This is a genomic window from Algoriphagus sp., from assembly GCF_024305035.1.
GTDB lineage: Bacteria > Bacteroidota > Bacteroidia > Cytophagales > Cyclobacteriaceae > Algoriphagus.
In genome coordinates, this window is the sequence record NZ_JAMWZB010000014.1 from 111,220 (window position 1) to 128,307 (window position 17,088).

Here is a 17,088-nt window from a genome sequence, read left to right on the forward strand (position 1 = left end):
ACCATGAGAGCTCTCCTATTTTGTTGTTTAGCGCTAGGCATATTTGCCTGCGGGATTGACAGAAAAGAAGGACTATCCTGGACTGGGTTTTCGATCAAAATAGACACCCTTTCCATCGAAAGTGGCCAACATCTCCTCCATGTAGGCCAAGGGATTCCAAAGGCCAAGCTGTCTGAGGATGAACGTTTACTTTTCTTCTATGATTACACAAACCATTCGATAGAGACCATCGATTTGGAAGAAAAAAAATGGGTCGAAACGCTCTATTTGGAAAAAGAGGGTCCAAAAGGAGTACTGGACCGAAGTCGCTTTGACTATATTCCATTGACGGACAGCTCTTTTCGTTTTTTTACTCAGCGTAATTTTATTGAGTTGAATCAGCGAAATGAATTGCTTTTCGAGTCGCCACGATTTGACAGCATGGTACAGGTGGACCCCGAGAAACAATTTGAAGCCTGGGCTAAGCTCTCATCCAATGAGCAGTATTTATTTGGACTATCGTCCAGTTTCAAACAAAATCAAATGTTCGGTTGGATAGATTTTAAAGACTCTGTTTACCGGGAAGTGAGCCTGGATAGCATGAACTATCGAAAGAATTTTGAAATTAGAAACAGCCGAGTTAGTGTTTCCAGTCCACTATATGCCGCTTTTTACCAAGAAAAATTTTTTGTCTATCATCACGATGGAATTGATGTATATCGCATTGACCCCATAACCGAAAAGATTGAATTCAAAGACAATTCCCCCAGTTTAGCACCCAGGCGAAAATCCGGTAACTTCCCAAAAACTGCCGAATTGGGGGAGTTTTCAGCGGTTCTTGAAAAGCAAAAACTGGAAATCAATTACGGTGAATTGGTATATGACAAAAAGAATGAATGGTTCTATCGATTTGCCAGCCGAAATATGCCCGAATCAGACCGTATGGTCCAGTATTTTTTGATTTTTGATCAGGAAATGAAGCTGCTCCAGGAGCTAGACCTCAGTGATCGGGAGATTGGTTTTTTCCAATATTTCGTAAGAAAAGGAAAACTTTATGTCAGAAATCAAGAAACTGAGGATTTAGAGTTTTTTGTGATTTCGGTAATCGAAGAGAATTAGCTTTTGCGAGAAAGATTTTTGAGGTCTAGTGCTCTAGGAAAAAGCCTAGAATATGAGATTTATTTCACTTTTTTACCGATGGGATCACATCCTTTTTTTACCCGCTGCTTGTCGCTGATTTCCCAATTCTAATTCTCTTACTGCAAAGGTCTGAGCATATCTTTAATTACTCCGCTCATTAACGGGAGAACTTTTCAGTAGTACATACCGCTAAAGCGAGCTATAATACTCAATCCAATCGAGGCAAACTCAGTTTATACTTCATGGCGATCAGGCGGATGGAAATCACCGTAAAAATCGACAGCAGCAAATTCCACTCTCTTCCCAAACCAAAATAATTCAGAACCAGGTATAAAATTGCTCCTGCCAAACAGGCCGATGCATAAATCTCTTTCCGAAACAAAATTGGAATTTCATTGGTCAGCGTATCCCGAATGACTCCTCCCATCACGGCAGTAAACATCCCCATAATCGCGGCAATCTCCGGCCGGACTCCCAGACTTAAGGCCTTCTCCACGCCCAGAACGGTAAAGAAACCAATTCCCAAGGTATCAAAAAGAAAGAAAGTCCTTCGCAATCGACTCAGGAAATTGGGAAAAACAAAGGCCGTCAAAATTCCCAATAAAATCGCATACAGAAAATGAATATCTCCAATCCAGACTAAGGGATGCGCATCCAACAAAACATCTCGAAGGGTACCTCCACCAATCGCGGTGATAAAACCGGTAAATCCCGCCCCAAACAAATCATGTTCCCGCTCCCGTACCGCCAAAGCTCCGGAGATGGCAAAAACAAAAGTTCCGATGAGTTCTAAAGCGTATTGTAAAGTCATGGAATATTTTTTTCAAAGGTCAGGCTAATTATCAAATAAACAGCAATTAAAAGGCAATAAGACCGAATTTCTTGAAATATTTATTTGTAAAAAGCTATAAATCATCCATAAAATTCGTTCATCCGCTTAATTTTCTTTCCGAATTAATTTCATATTTGAATTGAAAGTAATACCTTAAAATTTCAGGTAAAAGATCACCTCTCTTTTGGAAAGCTAAAAATTAACCAATGAGAAAACTGTACCATTCTCTCTTTTTTTACCTGATTTTATTCAGTATTCCGATTTTGTCTCTGGGTTCTCCATTGGATTCAACAAATCGGGAATCCCCACTAACCCATCTATTTATCAAAGACTATGGCAATTCCAAAGCCACTTTGGAGTTTGCTAATTTTGCCGCTCAGGAAAGCAAAATGGATACGACTTGGCTCAAAATCGGAGGAGCCCTTCGGCTCAATACCATTTACACGCATTTCGAAGGACAGACTTTTCCGCTAGGTACCGAGCTCCGGAATGATTGGACTTGGGATACGTGGCGAATTAACGTGGACTCCTATAGTGATGGCCTTCAGTTGTCTTTTGAGTACCGATTTTATCCCACCTTCAATACCCACTTTTTAAAATACGGCTGGATTGGTTACCGCTTTACTCCTACAACCAATTTGCAATTTGGAATCACCCAAGTACCTTTCGGCCTGTTAACCTACGCTTCCCATAGTTGGTGGTTTACCACGCCCTATTACGTTGGACTGGAAGATGATCATCAAATTGGGTTTAATTTGACTAAAGACTACGAAGGCTGGCGCTTTAATGTAGCCTATTTTCTACTTTCCGAGCCCCGTGGTACCAACGAACTCAGTTTCGGGGTCCCTGCCTCTGCCCGTTATTCTTACGATGTGGTCCCTGTACCTGGTAACACCAATATCGAACGGAGGCAACTCAATCTGCGGGCGGCCAAATTATTTAAATCAGGCGAAATCGGACTTTCACTTCAAACCCATGAAGTATACAATCAGCAAACCTCTCATATCGGAAGGCAATTTGCCGGAGCCATTCATTATGAAAATAATTGGGGAAGGTGGAATTTAAAATCCCAGGCGCTTTACTACAATTTCAAAGATGTCAGAGATGACGCTGATACCCGGTTAAGCTATGTACAGATGGGCGCCTATGGTTTTGGCACCTACGATGTCGCAGCGGAAGCGGCGATGTATACCCTGGGCCTTTCTTACGACATTCCCGTGAGTTGGGGTCCTGTGCGCAATATCCAAGTATACACGGATTACACTTACATGGAAAAATTTGGAGAAATCGAGCTCAACGGCACTAGACATCGATTTGCTCCTACACATATGTTGGTCCCCGGGGCTCTAGTCAGTGCCGGAAAAATCTACTGCTATGTTGATATTGCCCAAGGAAGGAATCAACCTTGGTTAAGCGATATTTTTGGCGGCAATGCATTGGGAACTGGTCGGGGGATCGATTACCAAAAGCCCATTGGACCCCATAATCCTATTTCAGAAAAAGCTGCTTGGAATACCCGATTAAATATTAATCTCGGCTATTATTTCTAAACCTAACCGATAATGAAAAATAAATACATCGATATTCATCCTCCCGTCTTTTGGCCAGCCACGATTCTGATCATCCTGTTTATTGGCGTCACCCTTTGGGTAGGAGAACCCATGGAGCAGATTTTTGATAATATGAAAACCTTTATCACCGATAAGACTGGATGGCTATTTATTCTCGTAGTCAACGTATTTATTATTTTTTGCATCTACGTGGGATTTAGCAAATACGGAAAAATTAAACTTGGTGGTAAAGATGCAGAAACTGAATTTTCCACCTCTGCGTGGTTTGCCATGCTTTTCAGTGCAGGAATGGGCATTGGGTTACTTTTCTGGGGTGTAGCTGAGCCGGTCAATCATTATGCAAACTCTCCGATATCAGACGATTACAGCCCAGAAGCGGCCCAAAATGCCATGAACTTAACCTTCCTTCATTGGGGATTTCATGCATGGGCCATATACACTGTAGTAGCTCTTTCGTTGGCATTCTTTGCCTACAACCGAAAGCTCCCTTTAACGATTCGCTCGGTGTTTTATCCCCTTTTGGGAGAGCGGATCAATGGCTGGATCGGTGATGTCATTGACGTTTTTGCAGTATTGGCTACGCTTTTTGGGTTGGCAACTTCCCTCGGACTGGGTGTTCAGCAAGTGGGTGGGGGGTTATTTTACCTTTTCAAAATCCCAAATACCGTCACCACTCAAGTCATCCTAATTGCAGTCATTACCCTAATCGCCACTATGTCGGTTGTGTCGGGAATCGACAAAGGAGTGAAGTTTCTCAGCGAATGGAATGTACGCATTGCGGCCATGTTATTGGTTTTCGTCCTGATTTTTGGTCCCACGCTTTTTATCATGCGCGGGTTTATCCAAAATGTGGGAAACTACATGAATAACTTTATCGAAGTATCCACTTGGACAGAGGCCATTCGAGATAAGGGATGGCAGGGTGATTGGACGGTTTTTTACTGGGCTTGGTGGATCTCCTGGTCTCCTTTTGTCGGCATGTTTATCGCTCGGGTGTCAAAAGGAAGAACGATCCGAGAATTTGTATTGGGCGTACTACTTATTCCAGCTCTGTTGACTTTTCTTTGGATGACCGCGATGGGAGGTTCTGCGATTTATCTAGATATGCAGTCTGGTAATCACGACTTGGCTAATGCCATCGTAGCGGATGCCTCCACGGCATTGTTTGTTTTCATTCAGGAATTTCCATTCAGCATGCTGGGTTCAATCATCGGATTGTTTTTAGTTACCTCGTTCTTTGTCACTTCTTCCGATTCGGGTTCTTTGGTTATTGATAATATTACCTCGGGAGGAAAGTTGGATTCTCCTGTTCCACAGCGCGTATTTTGGGCCACTGCCGAAGGAGCCGTAGCAGCTGCTTTACTGATCGGTGGTGGACTTGGAGCATTACAAACTGCCTCGATTACCACAGGATTACCCTTTCTAGTCATTCTTTTGCTGATGATGTATTCTCTCAACAAAGGCTTGAAATCCGAATACCTTAAAATGACTCAGCTGGAAAAAGAACCGGATAAAAAACGCTACGAAAAGAAACTCGAAGACACCTTGATCAAAAAGCAAGGGATAAAGAAGAAAGAATAGTTTGTACTAAACCTACATGAGCTATCCATGAAAGGAAGCATGATTTAAGCGATACCTATTGAAATGATTTTAACATCTGCCAGACTCTCTGGGACCTTTGAAAATCAATTATGACAAATGAAAAATTTAAATAAAATAGCCTTAGCCGCCGATTTGACGGAAATGGACGAAATGATGCTCCATTTCATCAAAGGATACGATTCACTCTTTGATTTTGAAGAGCTTCACCTGATCCATCAGATAGAAATTGAAGAGCTCTCCCAAGAATTTGAAGCCCTACTGGCAGAAAAGAATCAAAGCTTGGAAGAACTTATCCGCGAAGAACTGCAATCCAAAATCGATTCAGTATTTGGGGAAAATAAATCCACAATTCACATTTACATTCAACCCAAGCCTGACTTCAGTGCCTTGGTCACCTGGATCAACAAAAGTAGATTCGATCTATTTTTTCTCGGGAAAAAGAAAGGCCTGGATGGCTCAGGGATTTTCAGTAGTAAAATGGTCAGACTCCTCCGCTGCAATTTGATCCTTGTTCCCGAAACCGCCAAACCCACCATCACCAAAACTGTTATTCCTATCGATTTTTCTTCCTATTCGGGTAAAGTGCTGGAAATGTCCAGCCATATCGCCAAAAAAACCGGAGCCGAACTCCTGCCCATTCATATCCTCAAAATCGGGATTCACTATTTTCCCTTTGTTGGAAATGAAAAACAAATCAAGAAAAGCTTGGAAAAGGAAGCTCTAGGGAAATATGAAAAATTGAAGAAAAAAGCCAATATCGAGGCAACTTTGGCCATGTATCTCACCGAAGGTGATTCCATTGGAAATGTCATTTACAAAAAAACCAGAGAGCTTAAAGGTGACCTAATCGTCATTTCCAAAAAAGGAAAATCAGATGATTCGGACCTGCTCTTGGGAAGCGTGGCAGAAAACCTCATCGCCAACGATAAAAATATAGCCGTTTTGATTATTCAATGAAATCCATCCTTTTGCATTAGAAAAACCCCCATTTCCCGCTGCTCCCAAACCAAAACCGTTTTGGGGTTCTCCAAAAAGCGAAAGCCAAGACTTTCCAACTTATCCACATCGGCAGGCATCAATACAAATCGCTCCGAATCATCCGGTAGCAAGTATTTTCCTCCACCCAGAGGTTGGGATTTTTCTAAAATTCCACCAAAACCTGTACACATTCGAAACCAAAAAACCCCTCCCGGCTTCAATACCCGATGAATTTCCCGGATCATTTGCCAAAAGTTATCCACATTCTCCGCAAAATGAAGGACTGCAGAGCAAATGACGGCATCAAACGCTTCCTTGTGAAAGGGGATTTCTTCTAATCGACCCACTTGAAACCGGTGAACATCAAAATCAGAATTTAGGCTTTTGGCCTGAAAGCGACAGTATTGAACTGACACTTCATTTGGGTCAATTCCAAAAATGGAATAGCCCTGATTAACAAAATACACGGTATTTCTGCCCTCTCCACAGCCGGCATCAAGGATTTTCATCTCTTTGGTAAATCGACCTTTCAGGATTTGATCCAAAAGATAGATATCCACATTTCCCAAAAGGCGATTGAGCTCCCTAATTTCCATTTTCCAGTTTATCCAATGCCTTTTTGGCTTTGATTCGACCGATTTCTATCATCTCCGCTGCTCGATAAAACTCCAATGTTCCGGCTTGTTTCCGTGCCACTTTGATTTGCACATCTACTGGATGCTTTTCCAATAACAATTCGCAAAATCGATCTTGAAGCAAATCGAAAGAGCGCTTGACCAAATTCAAAGTTGAATAGCTGATGTCCTTTTCTCCGGGTTTTTCCTCAGGAAAATATTGACTCATCTTATTTTTATATTCAATCATCCAGCTGGGAAGATTGTTGATAAATCGATTGCCTTTGGCATCTTTTTTTGGTGGAGCAATAAATTCACTATCCAAGCCATTTACATCCACCACCACAAGTAAATCTTCCGGTTGGTACTTAATCAATGAAATCGGAATCGGGTTCAGCACGCCCCCATCTATTAGAGTTTTATTATCTGCGTAAGCAGGCAAAAATACCGAAGGAATACTCCCGGAAGCTCGGATAGCCTGGTACAAACCTCCCTTTTCAAAAACAAACTCCTCCCCCGAATGCACATCCACTGCATTGCAGGAAAATGGAATGGCCAAATCCTCAATCTGACAATCCGGAACAACTTTTTTCAGCGCAGAATAAACCTTTTCTCCCTTGATAAATCCACGGCTGGAAAAGGTAAAATCCATCAATGAAAAGACATCGATCCGATCCAAATGACATATCCAGTTTTTAAATTCGGTCAATTTACCAGCTGCATACATGCCCCCGACCAATGCTCCTGCCGAGCAGCCGGCGATTTGGCTGATTTGATAGCCCCGCTCTTCCAATTCCTCAATCACTCCCACATGCGCCAAGCCTCTTGCCCCACCACTGCTTAAAACCAATGAAACTTTCTGCTTTTTTGCCATATCTTTAGGGTAGAAAAATAAGTACTAAAATCCTGAATTCAATCGGCTCGGTAGACTAGCCCTTTTCGAATACAGGACAAATAAAACTTCCATACGAAAGTAAACAATATGAGTCAATTTAAACCCTTCCACCTGGCTTTCCCAATTCGTGACATCGAAGAAACCCGCAAATTTTACGGCGAACTTTTAGGCTGTGACATTGGCCGAAGTACAGATAAATGGATCGATTTTAATTTCTTCGGTCATCAGCTTTCTGCCCACATCAAGCCGGAGGAATTGGCCCAAGCAAAAACCAATGCGGTAGATGGTAAAAATGTGCCGGTTAGGCATTTTGGAGCAATTCTTCCTTGGGATGAGTGGCATGAACTAGCCGATAAATTGAAAGCCCATGGAATTGAATTTATCATCGAGCCTTACATCCGATTCCAAGGGGAAGTAGGAGAACAAGCCACCATGTTTTTCCTCGACCCCTGCGGGAATGCATTGGAGTTTAAATCTTTTCAAGACGAATCCCAGATTTTTGCAAAATAATCCTGATTGAAAAATTACTATCTAAATACCGGAATCGGCCGCATGATTGAAATAGAGGGAAAAGAGTACCTCTATTTCAGCGGAACTTCCTATTTGGGAATTGCCCAGGACGTAGATTTTTTGGATGTTTTGGCCAATAATATATTTGAATGGGGAGCCAATTTTGGACAAAGTCGAAATAATAATATCCGACTGGAAATATTTGATGAGTTTGAAGAGTTTTTTGCCTTTAATGCCGGCGCAACTTCAGCGGCAGTATTGAGTTCAGGCTATTTGGCAGGAATAGCAGCTTGGAAAAATATCAGTCAAGCAAAGGACCAAATTTGGATTGCACCAGACGCTCATTCGGCCATTATTCCTGATGGTTATTCATCAAGTAAACAACTGGATTTTATCCAATGGAAGAAAGACTGTCAGCAGCGAGCAGAAAAGCTTTCTCCCCAAAAAATCCTCCTCATTGGCAATGCGGTAGATCCACTCAACATCCAGATTCATGATTATAACTGGGTAAAAGAAATCGCCCAAAAACATGAAGTGAGCCTATTGATCGATGATTCCCATGCCTTTGGGGTAGTAGGTAAGGAAATTTTTGGTACCTACTCCATGTGGAATGATCCAAAGGTAAACTTAATGGTCACCGGTTCCCTGGGAAAAGCGCTTGGATTACCGGCAGGAATAATTTTGAGTGAGGAAGATCAAATTAAGAAAATAAAAAGTACACCTCTATTTGGCGGAGCCTCACCAGGCTCGCCAGCTCATTTACAGACTTTTTTGGAAATGCAGCATCGCTACGAGGAAACTCAGCATTTACTGGAAAAAAATTGCGTTTTATTTAAAGAAGGTATCCAAAACATTTCCCAACTTCATGGAAGATCAGATTATCCTGTATTTCGTTTTCATCCCAATGAATGGGTGGATCAATTGGAAAGTTCGGGAATCATCTGTTCAAGCTTTCCCTATCCCACCGCAGAAAGCCCCCAAGTAAACCGATTGATTCTTTCGGCCTATCATGAAAAAAGCGATATTGAATACTTGATTGATATTTTACAAGATTTAGCCAAGCAATCATGAGACAGTTACTGATTCTATTTTCATTTTTGATTTTTGCCTGCGAAACTAAAGAGCCGATACCTTTTGAAAGTGGCTTGGAAAACTATCCAACATTGAAAAATGTATTGGACAGTGCGGATACTTATCAGGTACAGATTCTCTATACCCGAATCGACCGAAATGAACACATGAACCCGTTGATGGAAACCTTTTCATTCAACCTAGACGACGAGCGTTATTTTTATCCAGCCTCTACGGTAAAGTTACCCGTAGCCATTTTGGCCTTGGAATGGCTGGAGGAGCAAAATGTGGATAACCTGACCCTGGTTACCCCAATGTTGACCGATTCGGTCCGCCCATCCCAGCTCCCCGCCTATGTGGATAAGTCCTCTTATGACTCTTTTCCGAGCATTGGCCACTACATCAAAAAGATTCTATTGGTCTCGGATAATGATGCCTATAATCGCCTATACGAACTTCTGGGCCAGGACTATATCAATCAAAAATTGGCAGAAAAAGGATTGAATCACACCCTCATCAATCACCGGCTGAGCTATCCGGCAGACGAGATTGAAAACCGCTTTTTCAATCCCATTCGTTTTGTGGATAAATCTGGCGAAATACTGCTCGAAATTCCCGAACGAAAAACCGAAACCGTCTATTCCAATCCTGAACGCCCAGTTATTGGAAGGGCTTATTACGCTGGAGATTCCTTGATTGAAACGGGGATGGAGTTTACTTATAAAAATAAATTTTCGCTTTCGGATTTGCATGGTGTGGTACAGCGAATCGTTTTTCCACAGGCTTTTTTGGAATCAGAACGGTTTAGGATCAATGAAGAGCATCAAGCCTTTATCTTGAAGTATATGAGTATGCTTCCCAATGAATCGGATTTTCCCAAGTATGAAGGCCCAGACTATTACGATAGCTACTCTAAGTTTTTCAAATTCGGAACAGATAAAAACCCGATTCCGGACCAATTCCGGATTTTTAACAAAACCGGCTGGGCTTATGGTCATTTGATCGACGGAAGTTATTTTGTGGATTATAAAAATGGAGTTGAGTTTTTCGTGTCAGCCACCATCTACACCAACCGAAATCAAACCCTCAACGATAATAGGTATGAAACCGAAGAAATCGGATTGCCTTTTTTTACCGAATTGGGTGAATATTTATATCAGCTGGAGCTGAATAGAAAGAAGGTATTGAAACCGGATTTTGAAGGGTTAAAGTTTGAGTATTGATAGATGCAAAAAATTACCGCTTATTTTAAAAAGAATTGGGCTTGGGGTTTAGGGTTTGCCATTCCTCTGGTCATTTTTCAAAAAGGTTATGTCTATCCCGAGCTTCGGTTTGAGTGGGATTTTCTTCAAGAATCAACCACTTATATATCCATGCTTTTTTATTGGTTTTTTTGGACCATCACACAGTTCTTTATATGGGAAGTTTTAACCCAAGCCTTCCTTGGAAATGATCAAAAACAAGCATAAAAAAAAAATGAATCAAACCACTCCTAATTCCTCATCAAGTCGATTTACAGAGCTTGGTCTTTTTTTTAAAGTGCACACTTGGTTTATTCTTTTGGCCTCTTTAGTCGGCGTGCTCATCCGCGGCTATGTTGGAATCAATCAGGGATTTGACTGGACCTATTTAACGGATTACCAAACTTACATCAATCTGGTTTTTAGTATGATCATTTGGGGCTTGGTTTTATATTTCGCATTTTGGAAATTCAACCCCAATTTTAGATCAAAAATGCGCGAAAAATTTGAGTCCAAAAACTAACTCTTGCACAGAACACCAACCTATAAAACCCCTTCAAAATCAACCATCGCTTGTGGATAACTCTTGCCCAATTGGACCTCAGCTTCTTTCATTTGAGCTGTGGATAAGTCCCAAGGATGCTGAATATCAAAGCCTTGTATTTTCGCCAATTCGGGAATCCAAAGCCGAACATACTCTCCATTTTTATCGTAATTTTTGGCTTGCCGAAGAATATTAAAGTACCGGTTTTCTCGCGGATCATTCCCCACTCCTCCCACATACATCCAATTACCCCAGTTTGAGCAGACATCGTAATCGATCAGCTGACTCTCGAAATAACTTGCGCCCCAAGTCCAATCAATTCCCAGGTCATTGACCAGAAAACTGGCCACATTTTGTCGGCCACGATTGGACATAAATCCAGTTAATTTCAACTCACGCATATTGGCATCAACAAAAGGGACTCCTGTCTGCCCCTCACACCAGCGCTCAAAATCGGCACTATCCCTTCTCCAGGAGTCCTTTGTATTTTTAATGCCTTCAAGGTGAAAAATTCGATCCCCATGCTTTTTACAGATGAATCGAAAGTAATCCCGCCAAATGAGTTCAAAGATCAGCCAATAGGTGCTTTGATTTTTCTTCCGTTGGCGTTCATAGCGTTTTACTTCCTCATATATGATGCGCGGGGAAAGACAGCCTAAAGCCAACCACGGGGAAAACTTGGAACTGTAATCTGCTCCGATCATCCCATTTCGAGTTTCCTTGTACTCTTTTAAGTGATCCCCTTCCCAAAAATAGGACTGGATTCGCCTAAGCCCGGCGCGCTCTCCACCATCAAACTCCATCACCTTTTCGCGCACGAACTCAGGCTCCTCCAATCCATAAGTTTCCAATTCCGGAACTTCCCCGCTGATCGGGATTAATTTTCGGGGAAATTTAAACTGCTCTGGTTGTGGATAACTTGCTCTGACCGAAGAAAGTTTTTCGATATTCTTCCGAAACTGAGTGAAAATCTCAGGCGTTTGATTGATCGGAAAGGGCAAATCATCAATATGATACAAAGTGCTCTGCCAAAAACTCTCTGTCGCAATGCCTTTGGACCAAGCTACTTTTTCCAAGGATCGGTCGATCGTTCGCTCTTCGGATGTCACTTCCCTGGAGAAAAAAATAGCGTCCGCTTCCAATCGCTCGGCCAAAGTCACTAGCTCTTCCTCCGGCTTTCCCCGAAGCAAAAGCAAATCCGATTCCCTGTCTCGAAATTGCGATCTTAAATCGCGAATTGCTTCAAAAAGAAATTTTGCCCGATGTGCTCCGGTTTTCGGAAAACCAATTTCTGTTTTTTCGAAATGCCGAGGATCAAAGCAGTAAACAGGAATGGTTTCGGCTCCCATTTGGGAAGCTTTAAAAAGCGTCTCGTTATCCAAAAGACGCAAATCATTACGAAACCATACAATTATTCTCCTGTACTTCATGCTTGCAAAACAGCCTGTTGAAGCATAGTGTTTGGTGGAATTTAAAAATTCATTGTCTCGGAAATTCATTAATTTGACTTCAAATTCAACTCATCATGAAAAACCTATCGTTCTTTTTGTTTTTACTACTTATCATCCCCATTTCTATGAAGGGGCAAACTTTACAGGAAAAGTTAGGCTACCCAGCCGATGCCAAGCTTTTAATCATTCACGGCGACGATGTGGGCGTTTCTCATTCTCAAAATCAAGCAACATTTAAAGCCATGCAAAAGGGTCTTGTGACTTCCACGAGTATGATGGTGCCAGCCCCATGGTCCGCTGAAGTAGCCGTGATGGCCAAGGAAATCGAAAATCCCGATATCGGAATTCACATCACGCTGACCAATGAATGGCTGCATTACAATTGGGGACCGGAAGCCGGGAAGGAAAATGTAGCAGGATTGGCCAATTCCATCGGGCATATGTACCCCTCTTGTGCAGAGGTCAGCGAACATGCTAGCCCTGAGGAGGTAGAAATGGAAGTAAGAGCTCAAATCAAAACCGCTAAAGCCATGGGAATCGATATCACGCATTTGGATTCGCACATGGGCTGTATGTTCTTTGGACGGCCAGAGTATCTTCGCATCTATGTCAAGCTCGCCTTGGAAAATAAGATTCCGGCGATGATCAATCGAGAACTGTACCAAGGACTGATTCAGCCCAATCTTGATTTATTCGCAGGAATGAATGTGGATAAACTCCCCATCATCGATCAAATCATCATGGCAGATGAGGAAGCTTACGAAAAAGGAATGGAAAAATTTTATACTCAAGCATTGAAAAATCTTCCTTCCGGAGTGCATGTATTGTTGATTCACTTGGCTTTTGATGATGTGGAAATGAATGCTGTGACCGCAGGCCACGATTCCTTTCATGCCCCATGGAGACAGCAGGATTATGATTTTTTTACCAGCGAAGAAGCCAAAAAGCTCATTGAGGAAAATAACATTAAACTGATCTCTTGGCGGGAGATCGGAAAGGTACTATAAAGGCTAAAACTGGATTTTGCACTGTTGAAGTGAAAATAATAGCAACAACTGCACTTTCAGAGTGCAAACCCGTTTAAAAAATGATTAATAAAATGTTCCGAATAACAAAAAGCCTATTTGCATGTCAACTCTTAGCATTGTGTTGGAGTTGCCAACGTCAACCGGATTCGTTTTCTCAAATTTTCCAAGACCTTGAAAATCAAGAAGGACTTGAGGGGAAAACCGAATACCTCAGTTCCCCTTTTGCGGCTGCCGGAGACCGAATGTATATGGTTGGACATCAGGATGGAACTTTTCCGGATTTAGGCTGGCATGTCCAAGGTGAAATGGGCGGGATTTGGTTGCATCCAATTAAATTGATGGATGGCTTTTCTGCTCAATTATCCATTAATGGACAAGCCCAATGCCTTGAAAAGGCTCAAAAATTTACAAATTACCCCAATAGCAATGTGGTTCACTATGGGGAAGTAGCCAAAGGCTTATCGGTCGAGCGGCTTCATTTTGTACCTGACCGACGAGAGGGAATGGTCGTTTTATACCGCTTTAAAAATGCGGAAGAGACCGAGTCTACCTTTGATTTTTCTTGGAATGCACAAGTGGATTTAAGACCCGTTTGGTTGGGTGAGGAGAATGGAATGAATGATGAGGAAGATCAAATTTCATTCAATGAATTAACCGGAACATTTACTGCAAAGGATAGCGGAAATGATTGGTTTACCACTTGGGGAACCGAGGCAGGCATTCCGCTTAGCCTACGAGATCCCGCTTGTGGGTTTGAAACCAAAGGAAAAGGAGCTGCAGCCGCATTCACAGTGACCATTCAAATTCCAGCACGATCCGAATTGGTGGTACCCATTTTTATTGCCGGATCCACTGAAAGCGAGTTGAAGGCGATGGAAACCTTGGCAGATTTACGAGAAAATCTTTCCAATGATTGGCAACTGAAAAAGGAGAGGTACCAGTCTATTTTTGAAAATACCCAAATAAACATACCTGACAAAGAATTGCAGAAAGCCTATGAATGGACCAAGTACAATACCGATTGGTTAGTCCGGGAAGTCCCCGGGATGGGTCGTGGTTTTGGAGCGGGATTGCCCGATTATCCTTGGTTTTTTGGGGTAGACAGCGAGTACACGATTCAAGGCTTGATCGCCACCGGCAGAAAAGAGTTGGTGTATAGCACGATGGAATTGATTCACCATCTTTCCGAAAAAACCAACGGCAATGGCCGCATCATTCACGAGGCCTCCACCAATGGAGTCGTATTCAACCCCGGGAATATCAATGAAACACCTCAGTGGGTTTCAACAGTATGGGAAGTCTACCGCTGGACAGGCGATCGCGAGTTTTTGGAAAAGTACTTTCCTTCTGTGGAAAAAGGCCTGAACTGGCTCTTGGAAGAAAACGACGAGGACGGAAACTTGCTTGCCGATGGCTATGGCATGATGGAAATCCATGGCTTGGAATCCGAAATGATCGACGTGGCAGCCTATAGCTACCAAGCTTTTGCTGATGCGGCAAAAATGGCTGAAATTCTCGGAAAAACGCAGCTTTCGGAAAGTTATCAACAGACTGCCGAAACGCTCAAAGAAAAGATCAATAGTGATTTTTGGGTAGAAGAATTTGGGAGTTATGCCGATTTTATTGGAACAGCAGAAGAAGCCCTTCACTTGATCGATGGGGCGATTATTCGGGCAGATACCTTGGATAAACCCTGGGCGGTAGCTGAATTGGAAGCGACCAAAGCCAAGTTATCCACATTACCCAAAGACCAAAAACAAGGCTTTGTGCTCTATCACAATTGGGTGGTAAATACTCCGATGGAGGTAGGGGTAGCCGATGTGGATAAAGCTAACCTTGCGTTGGAAACTGCTAAAAAGTATACTAACCCATTTGGAACATTTGTGACGGGAATCGATCGGGATGAAAGTGCAGAAACAGAGGAGGGATCCTTTTCTGGCAGCCAAGTTTTTTCCTACACGGGTGCGGTCATGACGTTGCCCACCGGAGTTTCTGCCATTGGCGAAAACAAGTATGGAAATCCCGATGGAGCCCTGGACTATTTGCAGCGAATGACTCGAAGTTTCGGCTTTGCGTTACCGGGATCGATTTATGAAGTTTCCCCTGATTATGGCATGTTTACCCAAGCTTGGAATCTGTATAGTTATGCCGTACCGATCGTGACCCAGTTTTTCGGGATTCAACCCGATGCAGGAAATAAAGTGATCCACATCCGTCCTCAGATGCCCAGCCAATGGGAAAATGCTTCGATCCAAAACGTACAAATCGGGGAAAATGAGATTTCCATTACCTATCAAAAATCCGGGAATGAATTGATGATCGAAGTTGAACAAAGTCAAAAAAAATGGGGCCTTTCCATAGAAATCCCGGAAAGTTATCAACAGGTCAAAGTCTTAGGCAAAGAGGTGAGCTCGGATACCCAAAACGGCTATCGGAGAATCCTGATGACGGGAGCGAAAGTGCGGGTGGAAGGAAAAGAATGATCAATGGGCAAACTCAATTTGAAATGTTTAAGGATAAAAAAGAGTGCCATCAACCGAAACCCTTACCCTTGAATCTCAGTAAATACTAAAAAATCTTTTCTTATGCGCATTGCTTTGGTATTTCTTCTTTCTTTAGCGATTTCATTTTCTTCTTTTTCGCAAACCCGACTAATCGGCAAACTCGAGGCTCAGTTTTCAGGAAATCAGTTTTTACGAATTCAGCATGGAGAAGAGGTTTTTGACCTTTTTGGCGAAAGGTATGATTTTGTCAATTCGGACACAGTTCCTGGTCCCAAAACCCTATCCATATATTATATTTCAAGCAAAGGGAAAATTCACACGAGCAAAACATTTTGGCTGGAAGAAGGAGAATATACGTTGACAGGAAAAGTAAATGATCCTGAATCTTGGAGACTTAGCCCTGAGCATCCTTTCACTGCGCTCCAATCAGAAATCACGACAGCTGAAAGTGAAATTAAGAAGCAACTGATTACCAAAAATCTGGACAAACTGGTGGGTATTCGAATGCTAAATTCCTACAAACAAATTTTTAGCGATGAAGAGTTGATGGGTTTGATTTCGGATATCCCAGCCGAATTTAAAGAATCTTGGGAAATCGACGAAGTCAAAACCTATCTCAGTTTGAATACCTTGGCGCGTGCCCAAATCGGTGAATTGGCTCCGGACTTTACCTTAGAAAGCAAAGCGGGTTCGGATTTTTCACTAAGCAATCAGAAAGGAAAATATGTGTTGTTGGATTTTTCCTTTACCGGGTGTGCGGGTTGCGTCAAGGCCCTTCCCGAATTAATCGAATTACAAGCCGAACTGAGCGATCAAGTGGAGTTTGTGACGGTTTGGAACGACCGAACTCGGAGAACTTGGCTGGAAATTCAAAAAGAACACAAATCCCAAATGAATTGGACCAGTCTATGGGATAGAAATAGTTTGGCGACCAAACTTTTCGAGATCGAAATTTTCCCCTCTTTTGTCCTCATCAATCCCGAGGGAGAAGTCCAAAGCATCTGGAACGGCTACAGCAAAGGCAAATTGAGAAGGAAATTGGGGAGGGAGATTTAGGCAATTTTCAATTAGATAATCGAGTAGGAAGGTAGGGATTATTTCCCTACCTGTCCTCTCACACCACCGTAC

At 42.4% G+C, this 17,088-nt stretch carries 16 protein-coding genes; 12 read left to right on the top strand and 4 right to left on the bottom strand.

Annotated features, from left to right (window positions below; genetic code table 11):
• Window positions 1–3 precede the first annotated feature (3 nt).
• Complete coding sequence (locus Q0L00_RS09960; RefSeq protein WP_297336735.1) at window positions 4–1,098, top strand: DUF4221 family protein; 1,095 nt, start codon at window positions 4–6, stop codon at window positions 1,096–1,098.
• Between the two features lie 229 nt (window positions 1,099–1,327).
• Here the strand turns inward: Q0L00_RS09960 and Q0L00_RS09965 are convergent, their stop codons facing one another.
• A complete protein-coding gene (locus tag Q0L00_RS09965; protein WP_297336736.1) occupies window positions 1,328–1,930 on the bottom strand; it encodes a trimeric intracellular cation channel family protein in 603 nt (200 codons plus the stop codon).
• A 227-nt stretch (window positions 1,931–2,157) separates the two neighbouring features.
• On the opposite strand from Q0L00_RS09965, the gene Q0L00_RS09970 reads away from it, so the two are divergent.
• The 3 genes from Q0L00_RS09970 to Q0L00_RS09980 all read left to right on the top strand — a co-directional run bounded on the left by Q0L00_RS09970 (window position 2,158) and on the right by Q0L00_RS09980 (window position 6,081).
• Window positions 2,158–3,501, top strand: a complete 1,344-nt coding sequence (locus tag Q0L00_RS09970; protein ID WP_297336737.1) for a hypothetical protein — start codon at window positions 2,158–2,160, stop codon at window positions 3,499–3,501.
• A gap of 12 nt (window positions 3,502–3,513) precedes the next feature.
• A complete protein-coding gene (locus Q0L00_RS09975; RefSeq protein ID WP_297336738.1) occupies window positions 3,514–5,103 on the top strand; it encodes a BCCT family transporter in 1,590 nt (529 codons plus the stop codon).
• 117 nt (window positions 5,104–5,220) lie between these two features.
• Window positions 5,221–6,081 carry a universal stress protein gene (locus Q0L00_RS09980; protein ID WP_297336739.1) on the top strand — a complete coding sequence of 287 codons (861 nt, stop codon included), beginning with the start codon at window positions 5,221–5,223 and terminating at the stop codon, window positions 6,079–6,081.
• On the opposite strand, the gene Q0L00_RS09985 is transcribed toward Q0L00_RS09980, so the two are convergent.
• Both Q0L00_RS09985 and Q0L00_RS09990 read right to left on the bottom strand, forming a co-directional pair.
• Window positions 6,075–6,698, bottom strand: coding sequence for a class I SAM-dependent methyltransferase (locus Q0L00_RS09985; protein WP_297336740.1), 624 nt, complete (start codon window positions 6,696–6,698; stop codon window positions 6,075–6,077). The two genes, Q0L00_RS09980 and Q0L00_RS09985, sit on opposite strands and share 7 nt — an antisense overlap.
• Window positions 6,688–7,590: a patatin-like phospholipase family protein gene (locus Q0L00_RS09990; protein ID WP_297336741.1), complete on the bottom strand. Its 903-nt coding sequence runs from the start codon at window positions 7,588–7,590 to the stop codon at window positions 6,688–6,690. The genes Q0L00_RS09985 and Q0L00_RS09990 overlap by 11 nt, the downstream gene beginning before the upstream one ends.
• A gap of 108 nt (window positions 7,591–7,698) precedes the next feature.
• Between Q0L00_RS09990 and Q0L00_RS09995 the strand changes: the two genes are divergently transcribed.
• The 5 genes from Q0L00_RS09995 to Q0L00_RS10015 are packed head-to-tail and all read left to right on the top strand — an operon-like array spanning window position 7,699 to window position 10,956.
• Entirely contained in the window at window positions 7,699–8,121 is a 423-nt protein-coding gene (locus Q0L00_RS09995) for a VOC family protein (protein ID WP_297336742.1), read from the top strand.
• 6 nt (window positions 8,122–8,127) lie between these two features.
• Window positions 8,128–9,192, top strand: coding sequence for an aminotransferase class I/II-fold pyridoxal phosphate-dependent enzyme (locus tag Q0L00_RS10000; RefSeq protein WP_297336743.1), 1,065 nt, complete (start codon window positions 8,128–8,130; stop codon window positions 9,190–9,192).
• On the top strand, window positions 9,189–10,415 hold the full coding sequence (locus Q0L00_RS10005) for a serine hydrolase (RefSeq protein ID WP_297336744.1): 1,227 nt from the start codon (window positions 9,189–9,191) through the stop codon (window positions 10,413–10,415). The genes Q0L00_RS10000 and Q0L00_RS10005 overlap by 4 nt, the downstream gene beginning before the upstream one ends.
• A 3-nt stretch (window positions 10,416–10,418) precedes the next feature.
• A complete protein-coding gene (locus tag Q0L00_RS10010; protein ID WP_297336745.1) occupies window positions 10,419–10,661 on the top strand; it encodes a hypothetical protein in 243 nt (80 codons plus the stop codon).
• 7 nt (window positions 10,662–10,668) lie between these two features.
• Window positions 10,669–10,956: a hypothetical protein gene (locus tag Q0L00_RS10015; RefSeq protein WP_297336746.1), complete on the top strand. Its 288-nt coding sequence runs from the start codon at window positions 10,669–10,671 to the stop codon at window positions 10,954–10,956.
• Between the two features lie 20 nt (window positions 10,957–10,976).
• Here Q0L00_RS10015 and Q0L00_RS10020 read toward each other — a convergent pair whose 3' ends face one another.
• Complete coding sequence (locus Q0L00_RS10020; RefSeq protein WP_297336751.1) at window positions 10,977–12,407, bottom strand: DASH family cryptochrome; 1,431 nt, start codon at window positions 12,405–12,407, stop codon at window positions 10,977–10,979.
• A gap of 95 nt (window positions 12,408–12,502) precedes the next feature.
• On the opposite strand from Q0L00_RS10020, the gene Q0L00_RS10025 reads away from it, so the two are divergent.
• From Q0L00_RS10025 to Q0L00_RS10035, 3 genes are all read left to right on the top strand, one after another.
• Window positions 12,503–13,435 carry a polysaccharide deacetylase family protein gene (locus Q0L00_RS10025; protein WP_297336747.1) on the top strand — a complete coding sequence of 311 codons (933 nt, stop codon included), beginning with the start codon at window positions 12,503–12,505 and terminating at the stop codon, window positions 13,433–13,435.
• Window positions 13,436–13,527: 92 nt separating this feature from the next.
• Window positions 13,528–15,939: a trehalase family glycosidase gene (locus tag Q0L00_RS10030; RefSeq protein WP_297336748.1), complete on the top strand. Its 2,412-nt coding sequence runs from the start codon at window positions 13,528–13,530 to the stop codon at window positions 15,937–15,939.
• A 102-nt stretch (window positions 15,940–16,041) separates the two neighbouring features.
• Complete coding sequence (locus Q0L00_RS10035; protein WP_297336749.1) at window positions 16,042–17,016, top strand: TlpA disulfide reductase family protein; 975 nt, start codon at window positions 16,042–16,044, stop codon at window positions 17,014–17,016.
• Window positions 17,017–17,088 lie beyond the last annotated feature (72 nt).

Coding starts and splice junctions, on each gene's coding strand:
- Q0L00_RS09960 (WP_297336735.1), top strand. CDS start 4: ATGAGAGCTCTCCTATTTTGTTGTTTAGCGCTAGGCATATTTGCCTGC.
- Q0L00_RS09965 (WP_297336736.1), bottom strand. CDS start 1,930: ATGACTTTACAATACGCTTTAGAACTCATCGGAACTTTTGTTTTTGCC.
- Q0L00_RS09970 (WP_297336737.1), top strand. CDS start 2,158: ATGAGAAAACTGTACCATTCTCTCTTTTTTTACCTGATTTTATTCAGT.
- Q0L00_RS09975 (WP_297336738.1), top strand. CDS start 3,514: ATGAAAAATAAATACATCGATATTCATCCTCCCGTCTTTTGGCCAGCC.
- Q0L00_RS09980 (WP_297336739.1), top strand. CDS start 5,221: ATGAAAAATTTAAATAAAATAGCCTTAGCCGCCGATTTGACGGAAATG.
- Q0L00_RS09985 (WP_297336740.1), bottom strand. CDS start 6,698: ATGGAAATTAGGGAGCTCAATCGCCTTTTGGGAAATGTGGATATCTAT.
- Q0L00_RS09990 (WP_297336741.1), bottom strand. CDS start 7,590: ATGGCAAAAAAGCAGAAAGTTTCATTGGTTTTAAGCAGTGGTGGGGCA.
- Q0L00_RS09995 (WP_297336742.1), top strand. CDS start 7,699: ATGAGTCAATTTAAACCCTTCCACCTGGCTTTCCCAATTCGTGACATC.
- Q0L00_RS10005 (WP_297336744.1), top strand. CDS start 9,189: ATGAGACAGTTACTGATTCTATTTTCATTTTTGATTTTTGCCTGCGAA.
- Q0L00_RS10010 (WP_297336745.1), top strand. CDS start 10,419: ATGCAAAAAATTACCGCTTATTTTAAAAAGAATTGGGCTTGGGGTTTA.
- Q0L00_RS10015 (WP_297336746.1), top strand. CDS start 10,669: ATGAATCAAACCACTCCTAATTCCTCATCAAGTCGATTTACAGAGCTT.
- Q0L00_RS10020 (WP_297336751.1), bottom strand. CDS start 12,407: ATGAAGTACAGGAGAATAATTGTATGGTTTCGTAATGATTTGCGTCTT.
- Q0L00_RS10025 (WP_297336747.1), top strand. CDS start 12,503: ATGAAAAACCTATCGTTCTTTTTGTTTTTACTACTTATCATCCCCATT.
- Q0L00_RS10030 (WP_297336748.1), top strand. CDS start 13,528: ATGTTCCGAATAACAAAAAGCCTATTTGCATGTCAACTCTTAGCATTG.
- Q0L00_RS10035 (WP_297336749.1), top strand. CDS start 16,042: ATGCGCATTGCTTTGGTATTTCTTCTTTCTTTAGCGATTTCATTTTCT.